At 73.5% G+C, this 14,383-nt stretch carries 12 protein-coding genes; 9 read left to right on the top strand and 3 right to left on the bottom strand.

Annotated features, from left to right (window positions below; genetic code table 11):
* Positions 1-111 precede the first annotated feature (111 nt).
* A complete protein-coding gene (locus tag AB0C76_RS30390) occupies positions 112-2,025 on the bottom strand; it encodes an FAD/NAD(P)-binding protein (RefSeq protein ID WP_359971712.1) in 1,914 nt (637 codons plus the stop codon).
* Positions 2,022-2,984, bottom strand: coding sequence for an amino acid ABC transporter permease (locus tag AB0C76_RS30385; protein ID WP_359971710.1), 963 nt, complete (start codon positions 2,982-2,984; stop codon positions 2,022-2,024). The genes AB0C76_RS30390 and AB0C76_RS30385 overlap by 4 nt, the downstream gene beginning before the upstream one ends.
* 520 nt (positions 2,985-3,504) lie before the next feature.
* Here AB0C76_RS30385 and AB0C76_RS30380 point away from each other — a divergent pair.
* The 8 genes from AB0C76_RS30380 (at position 3,505) to AB0C76_RS30345 (ending at position 11,432) form a co-directional block, all read left to right on the top strand.
* Complete coding sequence (locus AB0C76_RS30380; protein WP_359971708.1) at positions 3,505-4,665, top strand: LLM class flavin-dependent oxidoreductase; 1,161 nt, start codon at positions 3,505-3,507, stop codon at positions 4,663-4,665.
* 73 nt (positions 4,666-4,738) lie between these two features.
* Positions 4,739-5,239, top strand: a complete 501-nt coding sequence (locus AB0C76_RS30375; RefSeq protein WP_359971706.1) for a GNAT family N-acetyltransferase — start codon at positions 4,739-4,741, stop codon at positions 5,237-5,239.
* A 33-nt stretch (positions 5,240-5,272) separates the two neighbouring features.
* Positions 5,273-6,220, top strand: coding sequence for an ABC transporter substrate-binding protein (locus AB0C76_RS30370; RefSeq protein ID WP_359971704.1), 948 nt, complete (start codon positions 5,273-5,275; stop codon positions 6,218-6,220).
* Positions 6,221-6,248: 28 nt separating this feature from the next.
* Positions 6,249-7,235 carry an amino acid ABC transporter permease gene (locus AB0C76_RS30365; protein WP_359971702.1) on the top strand — a complete coding sequence of 329 codons (987 nt, stop codon included), beginning with the start codon at positions 6,249-6,251 and terminating at the stop codon, positions 7,233-7,235.
* Positions 7,236-7,282: 47 nt separating this feature from the next.
* Positions 7,283-8,035: an amino acid ABC transporter ATP-binding protein gene (locus tag AB0C76_RS30360; RefSeq protein WP_359971724.1), complete on the top strand. Its 753-nt coding sequence runs from the start codon at positions 7,283-7,285 to the stop codon at positions 8,033-8,035.
* Positions 8,036-8,080: 45 nt separating this feature from the next.
* Entirely contained in the window at positions 8,081-9,064 is a 984-nt protein-coding gene (locus tag AB0C76_RS30355; protein WP_359971701.1) for an ABC transporter substrate-binding protein, read from the top strand.
* A gap of 88 nt (positions 9,065-9,152) precedes the next feature.
* Positions 9,153-10,385, top strand: coding sequence for a serine/threonine-protein kinase (locus AB0C76_RS30350; protein ID WP_359971699.1), 1,233 nt, complete (start codon positions 9,153-9,155; stop codon positions 10,383-10,385).
* 195 nt (positions 10,386-10,580) lie between these two features.
* Complete coding sequence (locus AB0C76_RS30345; RefSeq protein ID WP_359971697.1) at positions 10,581-11,432, top strand: fumarylacetoacetate hydrolase family protein; 852 nt, start codon at positions 10,581-10,583, stop codon at positions 11,430-11,432.
* Between the two features lie 76 nt (positions 11,433-11,508).
* Here AB0C76_RS30345 and AB0C76_RS30340 read toward each other — a convergent pair whose 3' ends face one another.
* Entirely contained in the window at positions 11,509-12,255 is a 747-nt protein-coding gene (locus tag AB0C76_RS30340; protein WP_359971722.1) for a helix-turn-helix domain-containing protein, read from the bottom strand.
* A 194-nt stretch (positions 12,256-12,449) separates the two neighbouring features.
* Between AB0C76_RS30340 and AB0C76_RS30335 the strand changes: the two genes are divergently transcribed.
* Entirely contained in the window at positions 12,450-14,156 is a 1,707-nt protein-coding gene (locus tag AB0C76_RS30335) for a DUF885 domain-containing protein (protein WP_359971695.1), read from the top strand.
* Positions 14,157-14,383 lie beyond the last annotated feature (227 nt).

Here is a 14,383-nt window from a genome sequence, read left to right as displayed (position 1 = left end):
GTGCGGGGGAGGGGGTGGTTGAGGGGGAGGGGGTGGTTGAGGGGGCCGGGGGGAGGGTGCGGGGGAGGGGGTGGTTGAGGTGGCTGGGAGGGGGCCGGGCGGGTGGGGGCTTCAGACGGCCATGGCCGGGGTGGGGTGGGTGGCCATCGCGTGGAGGAGGGTGCGCGCGGTGGAGTCGTTCTGGCGGAAGCCCAGGGAGTTGGTGCGGGGGCGGGCGAAGGCCGAGGCGGCGCGGAGGCTGGTGTGGGGGCCGAGGGCGGTGCGACGCGGGTGCGGGGCGCCGTTCAGGGTGGGGTCGAGGAGGCGGCTGTCGTGCGGGGAGATCGTGACCAGGCCGGAGTGGTGGGCGTACTCGTCGTCGGCGATCACCTCCTCCACCACCCGACCCTCGCGGTGCAGGTCGTGCAGGACCGGGTCCGCGGTGCGGCCGACGGTGTGCTTGGGGAGGTAGGCCTCGATGAGCGCCGTCGCGGTGACGGTGTGGCCGGGCACGGTGCTGCCGGAGGCCCGCCAGGTGCCGTCGCCCTCGTTCCGTTCGACCCGGATGCCCGCGCCGAGGAACCGGACCACGCCGGCGTCGGAGAGCGCGAGCAGCTGGCGCAGCCGGAAGCCGGGCGGGCCGGAGGCGAGGTGGTTGAAGTAGCCGAAGAACCACCCGTCGACCTCCTCCGCGATCGACCGGGCGGTCAGCAGTCCGGAGCCGATCACCCGGGGGAGCTGGCCGAACAGCGAGAGCAGGGCGAGGAACGCGCCGAGGTCGGCGCTGTGGGCGGGGTCGGCGCGGCGGTCGGCGTCGGCGGTGACGTACGCGCGCAGGTGGGCCTGGAGTTCGTCCGCGGAGCCGAGTTCGAGGCCGGCCAGCGGGCGGTCGAGCCGTTCGAAGTCGAGTCGGTCGGCCGGGTCGGGGACGGCTTCGGCGACGAGGGCGGTGAGTTCGGGGGTGTACCAGCCGTACCGGTCGTAGCGGGCGAGGAACCGGGCCCAGGGCAGGGCGGTGCGTTCGGGGTGTGCGTGGAACAGCTCGTGGTAGTACCCGAAGCCGACCTCCTTGGCCATCAACGGCCAGACGTCGCGGCGCAGTTCGAGCGGGCCGCCGGTGGCGAGGACGGCGTCCACGGCGGTCGCGCCGAAGTAGCGGGGGAGCGGGGCGGGCGGCCCCTGGAGGCGGTAACCGGTCTTGGAGTGGTACGGGACGCCGCGCCGGGAGCCGAGGTGGAGCACCGGCTCCCGGCCGGACGGGCGGTAGCGCAGCCCGTCGGCGGTGGGTTCGAAGCGGCCGCCGCGGCCCTCGGTGAGCAGCGCGACGAGGTCGACCGCCGCCAGGCCGAAGCCGCGCAGCACGGTCGGCTCGCCGGGGGCCGGGCGGGAGAGGTCGGTGTCGGCGGTGTAGGCGGGCGGGAGGTGGAAGCGGCCGTGCCGGGCGGCGAAGTCGGCGTCGGCGTCGTGACGGGGGTGCGGGGTGGAGTCGAGGTGGCCGAGGGTGAGGGCGACGTGGTCGGCGGTGAGCGTGCGGTCGCCGAGGTGGACGGTCTGCGGGCCGTCGGCGGGGCCGTCGATCCGCCGGACGGTGTCCCGGTGGACGGTCACCGTGACGTGCGGCGGCAGGTCGGCCACGGCGCGGCGGAACACCCAGTCCAGGTAGGCGCTCTGGGCCCGGCGGGTGGGGAAGTCGGTGGGGGCGAGGGTGCGCAGCTCGGCCCGGACGGCCGGGTCCGCGACCTCCCGGTAGGGGGCGAACTCGTGCTGGCGGCGGGCCCATTCGGCGAGCGAGGGACCGGGGCGGACCGGGCCCTCGATGGTGGAGTGCTCGTCGGTGAACATCGTGACGTCCTCGGCCATCGAGTTCATCCGCAGCAGCGGGGACTGGTCGTGCCGCCAGATCCGGCCCGCGCCCGGCGGGTGCGGGTCGACCAGGTGGACGTGCAACGGACGGTCGGCGGGCAGGAGTTCGGGCGCGTTGGCGGCGATGCGCTCCAGCAGCCCGGTGCCGCGCGGGCCCGCCCCGACGATGACGAGAACGCTCATGCCTCGACCACCCGCCGGAGGGCCGCCCGGGCGCGCTGGAGCGGGGTGGGCGCCAGCCCGTCCCGGGTGGCGCCCCTGGCGTAGTGCCGTTCGACGTAGTACTGGCCGATGGACAGGACGGTGGTGATCACCAGGTACCAGATGGTGGCGACCATCAGCATCGGGATGACCTGGTACGACTGCAGGTAGACCAGCTGGACCGAGTACAGCAGGTCGGACACGGCCAGCACGCTGACGATGCTGGTGCCCTTGAGCGCGCCGATCAGCATGTTCCCCGCGGTCGGCACGATCGCCCGCATCGCCTGTGGCACGACGATCCGGCGCAGCACCCGCCACCGGCCGAGGCCGAGCGCGGCGGCGGCCTCCAGCTGCCCGCGGTCGACGGACAGGATGCCGCCGCGGATCACCTCGGCCGCGTACGCGGTCTCCAGCAGGGTGAGGCCGATGACGGCGGTCAGGGTGGGCCCGATCAGGTTGACCGTCTTCACGGTGACGAACTCGGGGCCGAACGGGATGCCGAGGCCGAGGGTCGGGTAGAGCGCGCCGATGTTGAAGAAGAACAGCAGCTGGACCAGCGGCGGGGTGGAGCGGAAGAGCCAGATGTAGCCCCAACTCAGCGTGCGCAGCACCGGGTTGGCCGACAGCCGCATGGTGGCGAGCAGGGTGCCGAGCGCGAAGCCGAGGCCGAGCGTGACGGCGGTGAGCCAGAGGGTCAGACCGAGGCCGTCGAGGACGGACCGCGCGGTGAACCACTCGGCGACGACACCCCACTGGAAGGCGTCGTTGCGGACGACCGAGGCGACCGCCATCACGAACAGCAGAAGGGCGACCGCGGCGGCGATCCACTGGCCGGGGCTCCGGCGGGCGACGATCCGGGCCTCGGCGGCGCCGGGGTCCGGGGGTGGTGCGGGGCGGGCGGTCGGTGCGGGGGAGGGGAGGACGTCCGGCGGAGTGGCCATGGCGGAGGCTCCTGGCGGGAGGCGGGAGGTACGGGTGTCGTCACGTACGGCCGTCACGCCGGCCCGCGTCCCTCAACACGGCCGGCTCTGCGCACTGCGCTCCGCCGTGATCGTAGGCCGCGGCGTGCGCGGGCTGTCAAGGGTGACCGGGGGCCGCGGGAGGACGTCGAGAGATTGCAACAGCGCTGCAATGATGGGCGGTTGACGTACCGCTCGGGCCGCTGGTCAACTTGAGGCCATGTACGCCGAGCAGCTCCTGGTCACCCGCGACCACATCGACTTCGGTCGGGTGTGGTCGGCGGCGTGTCCGGCCTGACCCGGCAGCGGACCGCCGTCCTCCCTTCCCGAGGGCTGTCCTGACGGCCTTCCCGACAGCCGTGCGCTGCCGCCTCCCCGGCCTCACCCACTGCGCTCCGGCAGTTCCCTCGCCCCGGCACCACCGTCACGTACCCGTGCACACGGCCGCCCCGCCGCGGCCGCCTCCGGCACGCCCGGATCCGCCCATTCGAAAGGTTCCGCCATGCCCGTCGAGTTCCTCGGCATCGCCGCCACCGGCGACGGTTCGGAGACCACCGCCCGCACCACCGCCGCCTTCGACCGCGACTACACCCTGCGGCTGGCCCGCGCCCACGAGGACCACGGCTGGGACCGCGTCCTGTTCGCGTACGGGGCCGGTTCGCCCGAGCCGGCCGCGGCCGCCGCGTTCCTCGCGTCGAAGCTCGACCGGTTGCAGATCCTGCTCGCCCACCGGCCGAACGTCTCCTATCCGACCTTCGCCGCCAAGACCTTCGCGACGCTCGACCAGATCAGCGGCGGCCGGCTCACCGTCCACTTCATCACCGGCGGCAACGACCACGAGCAGCAGCGCGAGGGCGACTTCCTCACCAAGGACCGCCGCTACGACCGCACCCGCGAGTACATCGGCATCGTCAAGAAGGCCTGGACGAGCCGCGAGCCCTTCGACCACGAGGGCGAGCACTACCGCTTCAACGACTTCGTCTCGGACGTCTTCCCCGTCCAGCAGCCGCGCCCCGGCGTCTCCTTCGGCGGCTCCTCGGACGCCGCCTACGCGGCCGGCGGCGCCGAGGCGGACGTCTACTGCCTGTGGGGCGAGCCGCTGGCCCGCACCGCCGAGCAGATCGAGCGGGTGAAGCAGGCGGCACGCGCCGCCGGTCGCACCGACGTGCCGCGGATCCAGGTGGCGTTCCGGCCGATCGTCGCGCCGACCGAGGAGCTGGCCTGGGAGAAGGCGCACCGGACGGTGGACGCGATCAGGGCCCGCCGGGCCGGCGGGGAGCCGGTGCGCCGCGGCCGGCCGCTCGGCGCCGACGGCCCCGAGAACACCGGCTCGCAGCGTCTCATCGAGATCGCCGAGGCCGGCGAGCGCTACGACCGCGCGCTGTGGACCCCGACGGCGGCGGCCACCGGCGGGGCCGGCAACTCCAACGCCCTGGTCGGCACTCCGGAGACGGTCGCCCAGGCGCTGCTCGACTACTACGACCTCGGCGTGGACATCCTCTCCGCCCGCGGCTACGACCTGCTGGACGACGCGATCGACTTCGGCCGGTACGTCATCCCGCTGGTCCGCGAGGAGGTCGCCAAGCGGGACGCCGCGAAGGCGGCGGCGCGGGCGAAGCAGGCCGAGCGCGACCGGCAGCAGCTGATCGCGGTGCAGGCGTGAGCGAGCGGAGCGAGCGAGCCGTGAAGAGGTGCGTGTCTCGCGAAGCGGCTGCCGGGCGCGGCGAGGTGGGCGCATGAGTGAGCCCGCCCATGCGGTGGCGGCCCGCGCGGTGGAGATCCGGCGCGTCACGATCGACGACCCCCTGGTCGAGCCCCTGCTGCGCGAGCTGACGCACGAGTACACCAGCCGCTACGGCCCCCCGGGCCAGGCGGAGATGACCCGCTACCCGGCGGACGCGTTCGCCGAGCCGCACGGCCTGCTGCTCCTCCTGCTGGAGGACGGCGTGCCGGTGGCCGGCGGCGCGTACAAGCGCTACGACGAGCGCACCGCCGAGCTCAAGCGGATGTGGACGGCCTCGGCGCACCGCCGCCGCGGCCTGGCCCGCCGGGTGCTGGCCGAGCTGGAACGTGCCGCGCTCACCGCCGGGTACCGCCGGATCTTCCTCACCACCGGCCCGCTCCAGCCCGAGGCCAGGGGCCTCTACCTGGCGGCCGGTTACACGCCGCTGTTCGACGTCACCGCCGATCCCGTGGCGATCGGCCCGCTCCCGTTCGAGAAGCACCTCTTCCGGTAGTCCCCCCGAAGACCGACCCATGAAAGGCCTTTCGTGAGAACCACTCCCGTCCGCCGCCTGCTCGCGGTCACGACCGCCCTGCTGCCGGTCCTGGCGGTGGCCGCGTGCGGCGCGGACCCGAAGATCCCGGGTACGCCCGGTGCGAGCCGACTGGCCGCCGCGGCGGGCCAGGACGTCGTCTCCGGGATCGCCAGGTCGGACGCGGCGGCCGCCCTGCTGCCCGAGGAGGTCCGCGCCGCCGGCACGGTGAAGTTCGGCACGTCCTTCGGCTACCCGCCGAGCGCCTTCTACGCCGACCAGGCCACGAAGAAGCCGGCCGGGATCGACATCGACATCACCGACGCCGCCGCGAAGGTGCTCGGCCTCACCGTGCAGCGCGAGGAGGCCGCCTTCGAGACGATCCTGCCCGCCCTCGACAGCGGCAAGTACGACGTCGGCACCGGCAACTTCGGCGTCACCACGGCCCGGCTGAAGACCATCGACTTCGTCACCTACATCGACGACGGCCAGGGCTTCGCGGTGCGCAAGGACGACACGGCCGCCAAGCCCGTCACCGACCTCGTCCAGCTGTGCGGGCTGACCATCGGCACCGGCGCCGGCACCACCTTCGAGACCACGCTGAACGCGAAGAGGAACGTGTGCGCCGATGCCGGGAAGAAGCCGTACGAGGTCAAGGCGTTCAGCGACAGCGGCGCCGTGCTCACCGGACTCCAGCAGGGCCGGATCGACATCGTGATGTCCACCATCAACGGCCTGCGCTACCAGGCCGCGCAGGAGGCCTCGGGGACGCGCTTCCTCGGCGAGTTCCACCGGCTGGACGTCGGCTTCGCGTTCAAGAAGGGCTCCCGGCTGACCCCGGCGTTCCAGGCGGCCGTCAACCAGCTGATCAAGGACGGGACGTACGAGCGGATCCTGCGCAAGTGGGGTGTCACCGACTCCGCGATCCCGACGTCCCTGATCAGCCCGCCCGAACACCCTTGACCCCCGGGCCCGTTGGAGGAGTCCCCGCATGACCGTCACCGACACCACCACCGTCCGCAGACCCGCCGGCGCCGCGCGCGGGCCCGGGCACGACGACCTCGACGAACTGGCCGGGCTGCGGACCGTCCCGGCCCGGCACCCCTGGCGGCTCGTCGCCGGGCTCGCCGCGGTCGTCGTCCTCGCCCAGTTCGTCCACGGCCTGGCCACCAACCCGGGCTGGGACTGGGGCACCTTCCGGCTCTACTTCACCGCCGACGTGATCGTCCGCGCGGTCGGCCGCACCCTCGAACTCACCGCCTACGGCACCGTCCTGGGCTTCCTGCTGGGCGCCGTCGTGGCCGCGATGCGGCTGTCGCACAGCCGGATCCTGCGGTCCATCGCGTGGGCGTACGTGTGGGCGTTCCGCTCGATCCCGCTGATCGTCCAGCTGGTGTTCTGGTTCAACCTCTCCTACCTCTACAAGCGGTTCGGCTTCGGCATCCCGTTCGGCCCGACCTTCGGCGGCTTCGAGACGATGAACGTGCTCAGCGCGCTCGGGGCCGCCGTGCTCGGCCTCGGGCTGCACCAGGCCGCGTTCGCCGCCGAGATCATCCGCGGCGGCATCATCGCCGTCGACGCCGGCCAGCGCGAGGCCGCCGCCGCGCTCGGCATCCCGCGCCGGCGCCAGGCCTGGCGGATCGTCCTGCCGCAGGCCATGCGCGGCATCCTGCCGTCCGCCGCCAACGAGGTGATCTCGCTGCTCAAGGGCACCTCGGTGGTCTACGTGATGGCCATCGGCGAGCTCTTCTACCAGGCCCAGGTGGTCTACGGGCGGACCGGCCGGGTGGTGCCGCTGCTGATGGTCGCCACCGTCTGGTACGTCCTGCTGACCACCGTCCTGTCGATCGGCCAGTACTACGTCGAGCGCCACTTCGCCCGCGGCGCCGAGCGCACCCCGCCGCCCACCCCGCTCCAGCGCGCCCGGACGTTCCTCCGGGGCCCCGGCGCGGCCCGCAGCCCGGAAGGACAGTCGTGACCACCCTGACCGAGACCGAGCCGACCGGCACCGCCGAGGCGGCCCCCATGGTGCAGGTCCGCGGCCTGCACAAGAGCTTCGGCCCGCTCGCGGTCCTGCGCGGCGTGGACCTGGACGTCCCGGCCGGATCGGTGACCGTCGTCCTGGGCCCCTCCGGTTCCGGCAAGTCCACGCTGCTGCGCTCGATCAACCACCTGGAGAAGCTGGACCGCGGCTTCGTCGCCATCGACGGCGAGCTGATCGGCTACCGGCGCTCCGGCGACCGGCTGCACGAACTCAGGGAGCGCGAGGTGCTGCGCCAGCGCACCCACATCGGCTTCGTGTTCCAGGGCTTCAACCTGTTCCCGCACCTCACCGTGCTGGAGAACCTGGTCGAGGCGCCGGTCAGCGCCCTGCGCAGGCCGAAGGCCGAGGCCAGGGCGGCAGCGCTGCGGCTGCTGGAGCGGGTCGGGCTGGCCGACAAGGCGGACGCCTACCCGCGGCAGCTCTCCGGCGGGCAGCAGCAGCGGGTGGCGATCGCCCGGGCGCTGGCCCTGGAGCCCAAGGTGCTGCTGTTCGACGAGCCGACCTCGGCGCTGGACCCGGAGCTGGTCGGCGAGGTGCTCGACGTGATCAAGGACCTCGCCCGCAGCGGCACCACGATGATCGTCGTCACCCACGAGATCGGCTTCGCCCGCGAGGTCGCCGACACCGTCGTCTTCATGGACGGCGGCGTGGTGGTCGAGCAGGGCCCGCCGGCCGTGGTCCTGGACCGCCCCCGGCAGGAGCGCACCAAGGCGTTCCTCGCCAAGGTCCTCTGAACCCGAACCTCTCCCGAAACCCATCACCCGTACAGGAGTTCCGCCATGTCCCTGCCTCGCCGCGCCCTCGTCGCCGCCGTCGCCACCGTCTCCCTCCTCGGCCTGGCCGCGTGCGGTGGCCCCGCGGGTGCCGAGGCGGAGCTCGCCCCGGCCAAGGGCAGCACCGCGCCGGACGGCACGACGGTCAACCTGACGGCCGACCAGAAGCGCGTCACCACGCCCAAGGTGGACGCCGTCGCGGCGCTCGTCCCGGAGGAGATCCGCAGACGCGGCACGCTGACCGTCGCCGACAACCTCGGCACCACCCCGCCACTGGAGTTCTACGCCAACGACGACAGGACCGTCATCGGCGTCGAGCCGGACATCGCCTCGCTCATAGGCAACGTGCTCGGCCTCAAGGTCGAGTTCAACCCGGTGTCCTGGGAGAACATCTTCGTCGGCCTGGACGCCGGCAAGTACGACGTCGGCCTGTCCAACATCACCGTCACCGAGGCCCGCAAGGAGAAGTACGACTTCGCCACCTACCGGCTCGACATCCTCGGCTTCGAGGCCAAGAAGGGCAGCGGCCTGAAGGTGACGGGCGCCAAGGACCTCGCGGGCCGGACGGTCGGCGTCTCCTCCGGCACCAACCAGGAGAAGCTGCTGATCGCCTGGAGCGAGGAGGACGTGCGCAACGGCCTCAAGCCCATCGACATCAAGTACTTCCAGGGCGTCGAGTTCTACCTCGCGCTCTCCTCCGGCCGGATCGACGCCTACGTCGGCCCCAACCCCAGCCTGTCCTTCCACGCCAAGCAGAGCGGCGAGACCGAGGTCGTCGGCACCTACTCGGGCGGCGGCGCCGACGTCCTCGGCAAGATCGCGGCGACCACCAAGAAGGACAACGGGCTGGTCAAGGCGCTCAACGCGGCGATCGAGGAGACCATCAGGAACGGCACCTACGCGCAGGTGCTCAAGCGCTGGGGCCTCACCAACGAGGCCGTGCAGAGCTCCGAGATCAACCCGCCCGGCCTGCCGAAGACCGCGTCCTGATCCGTTCACCCGTTCGCCTTCCCCCGCCGCTATGGTGGTCCGCCCGGCGGCGAACGCCGGGCGGAGGAAGCGGACTTGGGGGGAAGGCATGCAGGCGGGGGACCTACTCGACGGCCGCTACCGGTTGGTGGCGGAGCTCGGCCGGGGTGGCTTCGGCTCGGTCTGGCTGGCCACCGACGAGCGGATGGGCCGCAAGGTCGCGGTGAAGGTGCTGCTGGAGGAGCACGCCGCCGACCGGGAGGCCGTGAGCCGGTTCATCCGCGAGGCCCGGACAGCGGGCGGCCTCGCCAGCCCGCACATCGTGACGGTGCACGACTTCGGCCGGGTGCCGACCGGTTCCGGTTCCGGCGCCGGATCCGGGGAGACGCACTACCTCGTCATGGAGTACGTCCGTGGCCGCTCGCTCGCCGACGTCCTCAAGAAGGACGGCCCGCCGGAGCAGCCCGACGCCCTGCGCTGGGCGCGCCACGTGTGCCGGGCGCTGGACGCCGCGCACCGCGAGGGCATCGTCCACCGGGACATCAAGCCCGAGAACGTCATGATCGCGAAGGACACCGGCAAGGCCAAGGTGCTCGACTTCGGCATCGCCCGCCTGCTCACCCAGAGCGCCGTGCTCACCTCCACCGGCAACATCGTCGGCACCGTGCCCTACCTGGCCCCCGAGGTCTGGTCGGGCGCCGGTGCGGACAGCCGGGCCGACCTCTACGCGCTCGGCGTCATGCTGTACCAGCTGTGCACCGGCCGGCGGCCGTTCCAGGCGTCCTCGGCCGCCGAGTACATGTACAAGCACCTGGAGGAGGTCCCGGCGAGGGTCCGCACCGCCGACCCGGCGCTCGCCGACCTCATCGCCCAGCTCCTCGCCAAGGACCCCGCCGACCGGCCCGCCGACGCCGCCGAGGTGCACCGCCGGCTGCGCGACGTGCGCCCCGGCGTGCTCGGGCACGGCGATCCCCACCCCGATCGGCTTCGCCGGGACGCCGACCAGGCCTGGCGACTCGGCGCGGGCGGCGTGCCCGGGGAGGCCGTGGCCGTGCTGCCCGGGATCATCCGCGACCTCGCCCGGATCTGCGGCCCGGCCGACCTCCGCACCCTGCGCACCTGCCACGACCTGGCGGTCTTCCTCGCCCGCGACGGCAGCAGGGCCGCCGCCGTCGCGCTGCTGCGCGAGCTCGTCCCGGCCCTCGCCGCCGCCCCGGAGGCCCGGGCCGACGTGCTGCGCGACCTCGACCACTGGGAGCGCGAGCTCGCCACCGAAGGCCCGGGCGAGCCGCGGGCCGTGATCCTCGACGACCTGCTCACCGGCGGCCCGCGGAGCGGCTGAGGCACCAGCGGGGCGAAGGGTGTCAACCGTGCGGGACGCCGATTCGGGCGTTCCCCCGGTTGTGGGAATTGATAGGAATTCGCCCACGGGGACCGTCTGGATCGCCCGCGGAGCCGTTGATATACCTCGTTGCCAGACTCGGGACCGGTGTGCGGCCGGCCCGGTGACCTGCGACGAAATGGTGGTGACGGATCGATGAAGCTCCTCCGTGTCGGACCCCCGGGCGCCGAGCGCCCGGTCGTGCTGGGGCAGGACGGCACCGGTTACGACCTCTCCGGCCGGGCCCGGGACATCGACGGGTCCTTCCTGGCCGCACTGGACGCGGCCGCGCTCGCCCGGGACGTGGCGGCGGGCCTGCTGCCCGAGGTCGACCTCGCCGGGCAGCGCGTCGGCGCCCCGGTGGCGCGGCCGGGCAAGGTGGTCGGGATCGGGCTCAACTACCGCGACCACGCGGCCGAGGCCGGGGCCGCGATCCCGGAGGAGCCGGTGATCTTCCTCAAGCCGAGCTCGACCGTGGTCGGCCCCTACGACGAGGTGCTGGTGCCGCGCGGCGGCGACAAGACCGACTACGAGGCCGAGCTGGCCATCGTGATCGGGCGCCGGGCGAGCCACCTGGCCGGTCACGCCGAGGCGGCGCAGGTGATCGCGGGCTACACGATCGCCAACGACGTCACCGAGCGCGCGTTCCAGCTGGAGCGCGGCGGCCAGTGGGCCAAGGGCAAGTCGGCGGAGACGTTCACCCCGCTCGGCCCGTGGCTGGTCACCGCCGACGAGGTGGCCGACCCCCAGCGGCTGCCGCTGCGGCTCTGGGTCAACGGCGAGCTCCGGCAGGACGGCAGCACCGCGCACATGATCTTCCCGGTGCTCGAACTCATCTGCTACGTCAGCCAGTTCATGACTCTGGAGCCCGGCGACGTGATCGTCACCGGCACCCCGGCGGGCGTCACCCTGGGCCACCCGGGCGCGGCGTTCCTGGCCCCGGGCGATGTCGTCGAGATCGAGATCGACGGCCTCGGCCGCCAGCGCCAGGTGCTCGGCAAGGCCTGAGCACCCGCCGCCCGACCCCAGGCACGGGGGTCGGGAGGCCACCCCGGCTCCACCGCTCCACCGCGGCCCGCGCCCCCTACCGCCCGGCCGCCAGCACCGCCCGCAGCCGCTCGGCCCGCGGCGCGTCCGGCCCCTCCAGCGCGAGCAGCGCGGCCAGCACCTGCGCCGTCTGCGGATCGTGCAGCGCCGTCGCCGCCGCCATCGCCGTGAACTGGTCGACCAGCCAGTCGCGCAGCTCGGCCACCGGCAGCGCGCGCCCCTCGTCCAGCCAGCTGAGCGAGGCCCCCTCGACCACCGCGATCCACGACCGCACCAGCAGCGTGAGCCGCGGGCCCGCCTCCCGGACGCCCAGGTGCCGCAGCGTGCGCCGCAGCGCCGCCCGCCGGACGTCGTCGACGATCGCCGAGGTGCGGGCCGTCTCCACCACCGAACCGCCGCGCAGCAGCGCCGAGTAGCCGGCGTCGTGCTCGGCGACGAACGCGAAGTAGCCGTCCAGGACGGCCGACAGCTGCTCGGACGGCGTGCCGGTGAGCGGGACGGCGAAGCGGCTGGTCAGCTCGTCGGCGGCGGTGCGCAGCGCGGCCTCGTAGAGCTGCTGCTTGCCGCCCGCGAAGTAGCGGTAGACGAGCGGCCGGGAGGCCCCGGCGGCCTCGGCGACGTCGTCCAGGCCGACCTCCTCGGGCGCCCGGGAGGCGAACAGTTCCAGGGCCACCGCGATGAGCTGCTCGCGCCGCTGCTGGACCGGCAGCCGCCGGTAGCCGGTGCGGCGCGGCCGCGGCTCGGGGTCGGCCGGGCCGGATGCGGTGGCGGGGCGGGCATCCATGGCGCTCATGGCCGTCAGCGTAATGGGCGTCCGGACGATCGGATCCTGTCGCGCGCCGATGTTCTCGAACGGTCGTCTGCGGGTGTCTTCCGAACGGTTGTCGCGGCGCGCGGCCGGTCGCCGCCCTCCCGTGGGCCACCCGTACCGGGGGGCAAGGGGGTTGCATTCGGCCCGTGCCGCGAAATGATGTCCGAATGGTTGAAGAACTGATCACCTCCGACGGCCCCACCCCGCGCCGCATCGCCGACGGCTACGTCCGCGACCTCGCCGAGCTCGACCCGCTGACTGCGGTCTACCTGGGGCTGAACCCCGAGGACGACCGGCTCCCCGACCTGTCCCCGGCCGGCGCGGAGGCGGTCGCCGACCTCGCCCGCCGCACCCTGGACCGGCTGGCCGAGGCCGAGCGGGCCGGCGCCGCGGAGGACGAGGCCGAGCGCCGCTGCGCCCGGCTGCTGCGCGAGCGGCTGACCGCCGAACTCGCCGTCCACGACGCGGGGGAGGGCTACCGCGCGGTCCGCAACCTGGGCTCGCCGGTGCACAACACCCGTGACGTCTTCACCCTGATGGCCACCGAGACCGAGGAGCAGTGGGCGGTCGTCGGCCGCCGACTGGCCCGGGTGCCGGTGGCGCTGGCGCAGTACCGGGAGACGCTGGAGGGCGGCATCGAGCGCGGTCTGCTCTCCGGCCCCCGTCAGGTCGCCACCGTGGTCGGGCAGTTCGGCGAGTGGCTGGCCGGCGACGTGCCCGGCGGGTGGTTCGGACAGTTCGTGGCGCAAGCGCCGGAGGCCCTGCGCGAGGAGCTGTCGGCGCACGCCGTCGCCGCCGCGGGCGCGCTGGCCGAACTGCGCGACTGGCTGCGCGACGTCTACGGCCCGGCCGCCGCCGGCACCCCGGACACCGCGGGCCGCGAGCGCTACGGCCGATGGGTCCGCTTCTGGACCGGCTCCGACCTGGACCTCGACGAGGCCTACGCCTGGGCCTGGGGCGAGTTCCACCACCTGCTCGCCCAGATGGAGAGCGAGGCCGAGAAGGTCCGCCCGGGCGCCGGCCCGATGGAGGCGATGAAGTGGCTGGAGACGGACGGCGAGGGCATCACCGGGGCCGAGGCCACCCGTGAGTACCTCCAGGGCCTGATGGACCAGGCGATCAGCGACCTCCAGGGCACCCACTTCGACCTGGCCGAGCCGGTCACCCGGGTCGAGTCGATGATCGCCCCGCCCGGCAGCGCCGCCGCGCCGTACTACACCGCCCCTTCGCTGGACTTCACCCGCCCCGGACGGACCTGGCTGCCGCTGCTCGGCCGCGAGCGCTTCCCGGTGTGGGACCTGGTGTCGACCTGGTACCACGAGGGCGTACCCGGCCACCACCTGCAGCTCGCGCAGTGGAACTACGTCGCCGACCGGCTCTCCACCTACCAGGTCAGCCTCGGCGGCGTGAGCGCCAACATGGAGGGCTGGGCGCTGTACGCCGAGCGCCTGATGGACGAGCTCGGCTACCTGACCGACCCGGGCCACCGCCTGGGCTACCTCAACGCGCAGATGATGCGGGCGCTGCGGGTCATCGTCGACATCGGCATGCACGCCGGCTTCGACTTCCCCGCCGAGTCCCCGTACCGGCCGGGCGAGCCGGTGACCCCGGAGGCCGCCCGCGAGTTCTTCGGCCGCTACTGCGGCCTGTCCGCGGACTTCCTGGACAGCGAGCTGGTCCGCTACCTGGGCATGCCGGGTCAGGCGATCGGCTACAAGCTGGGCGAGCGCGCCTGGTTGCGCGGACGGGCGGCGGCGAAGGCGGCGCGCGAGGCGCGCGGCGAGGAGTTCGACCTCAAGGCCTGGCACATGGCCGCGCTGTCGCAGGGCTCGCTCGGCCTGGACGACCTGGTCGAGGAGTTGTCGGCGCTGTAGCGGCCGGGCCGTCCGGGCCCCGGTCCGCCGGGGCCCGGACGTAGGCCGACGGTCGCAGGGCCCCGGTCGTACGGCCTGGTCCTTTCGTCCGGAAAAGGTCGATTTGGTGAGGTTTTTCCTTGCCATTCGTCCGCATGAGCGTTTGGCTGGAAGGCGACTGCGTGACCTCTCCGTAAGCACTCCGGAAGGCTCGACCAGTGTCTGCGCAAACCGCCACCGGTCATGAC

It is taken from the genome of Kitasatospora sp. NPDC048722, assembly GCF_040650235.1.
GTDB lineage: Bacteria > Actinomycetota > Actinomycetes > Streptomycetales > Streptomycetaceae > Kitasatospora.
This window is presented reverse-complemented; position numbering and strand designations above follow the sequence as displayed.

Coding starts and splice junctions, on each gene's coding strand:
- AB0C76_RS30390 (WP_359971712.1), bottom strand. CDS start 2,025: ATGAGCGTTCTCGTCATCGTCGGGGCGGGCCCGCGCGGCACCGGGCTG.
- AB0C76_RS30385 (WP_359971710.1), bottom strand. CDS start 2,984: ATGGCCACTCCGCCGGACGTCCTCCCCTCCCCCGCACCGACCGCCCGC.
- AB0C76_RS30380 (WP_359971708.1), top strand. CDS start 3,505: ATGCCCGTCGAGTTCCTCGGCATCGCCGCCACCGGCGACGGTTCGGAG.
- AB0C76_RS30375 (WP_359971706.1), top strand. CDS start 4,739: ATGAGTGAGCCCGCCCATGCGGTGGCGGCCCGCGCGGTGGAGATCCGG.
- AB0C76_RS30365 (WP_359971702.1), top strand. CDS start 6,249: ATGACCGTCACCGACACCACCACCGTCCGCAGACCCGCCGGCGCCGCG.
- AB0C76_RS30360 (WP_359971724.1), top strand. CDS start 7,283: ATGGTGCAGGTCCGCGGCCTGCACAAGAGCTTCGGCCCGCTCGCGGTC.
- AB0C76_RS30355 (WP_359971701.1), top strand. CDS start 8,081: ATGTCCCTGCCTCGCCGCGCCCTCGTCGCCGCCGTCGCCACCGTCTCC.
- AB0C76_RS30350 (WP_359971699.1), top strand. CDS start 9,153: ATGCAGGCGGGGGACCTACTCGACGGCCGCTACCGGTTGGTGGCGGAG.
- AB0C76_RS30345 (WP_359971697.1), top strand. CDS start 10,581: ATGAAGCTCCTCCGTGTCGGACCCCCGGGCGCCGAGCGCCCGGTCGTG.
- AB0C76_RS30340 (WP_359971722.1), bottom strand. CDS start 12,255: ATGGATGCCCGCCCCGCCACCGCATCCGGCCCGGCCGACCCCGAGCCG.
- AB0C76_RS30335 (WP_359971695.1), top strand. CDS start 12,450: ATGGTTGAAGAACTGATCACCTCCGACGGCCCCACCCCGCGCCGCATC.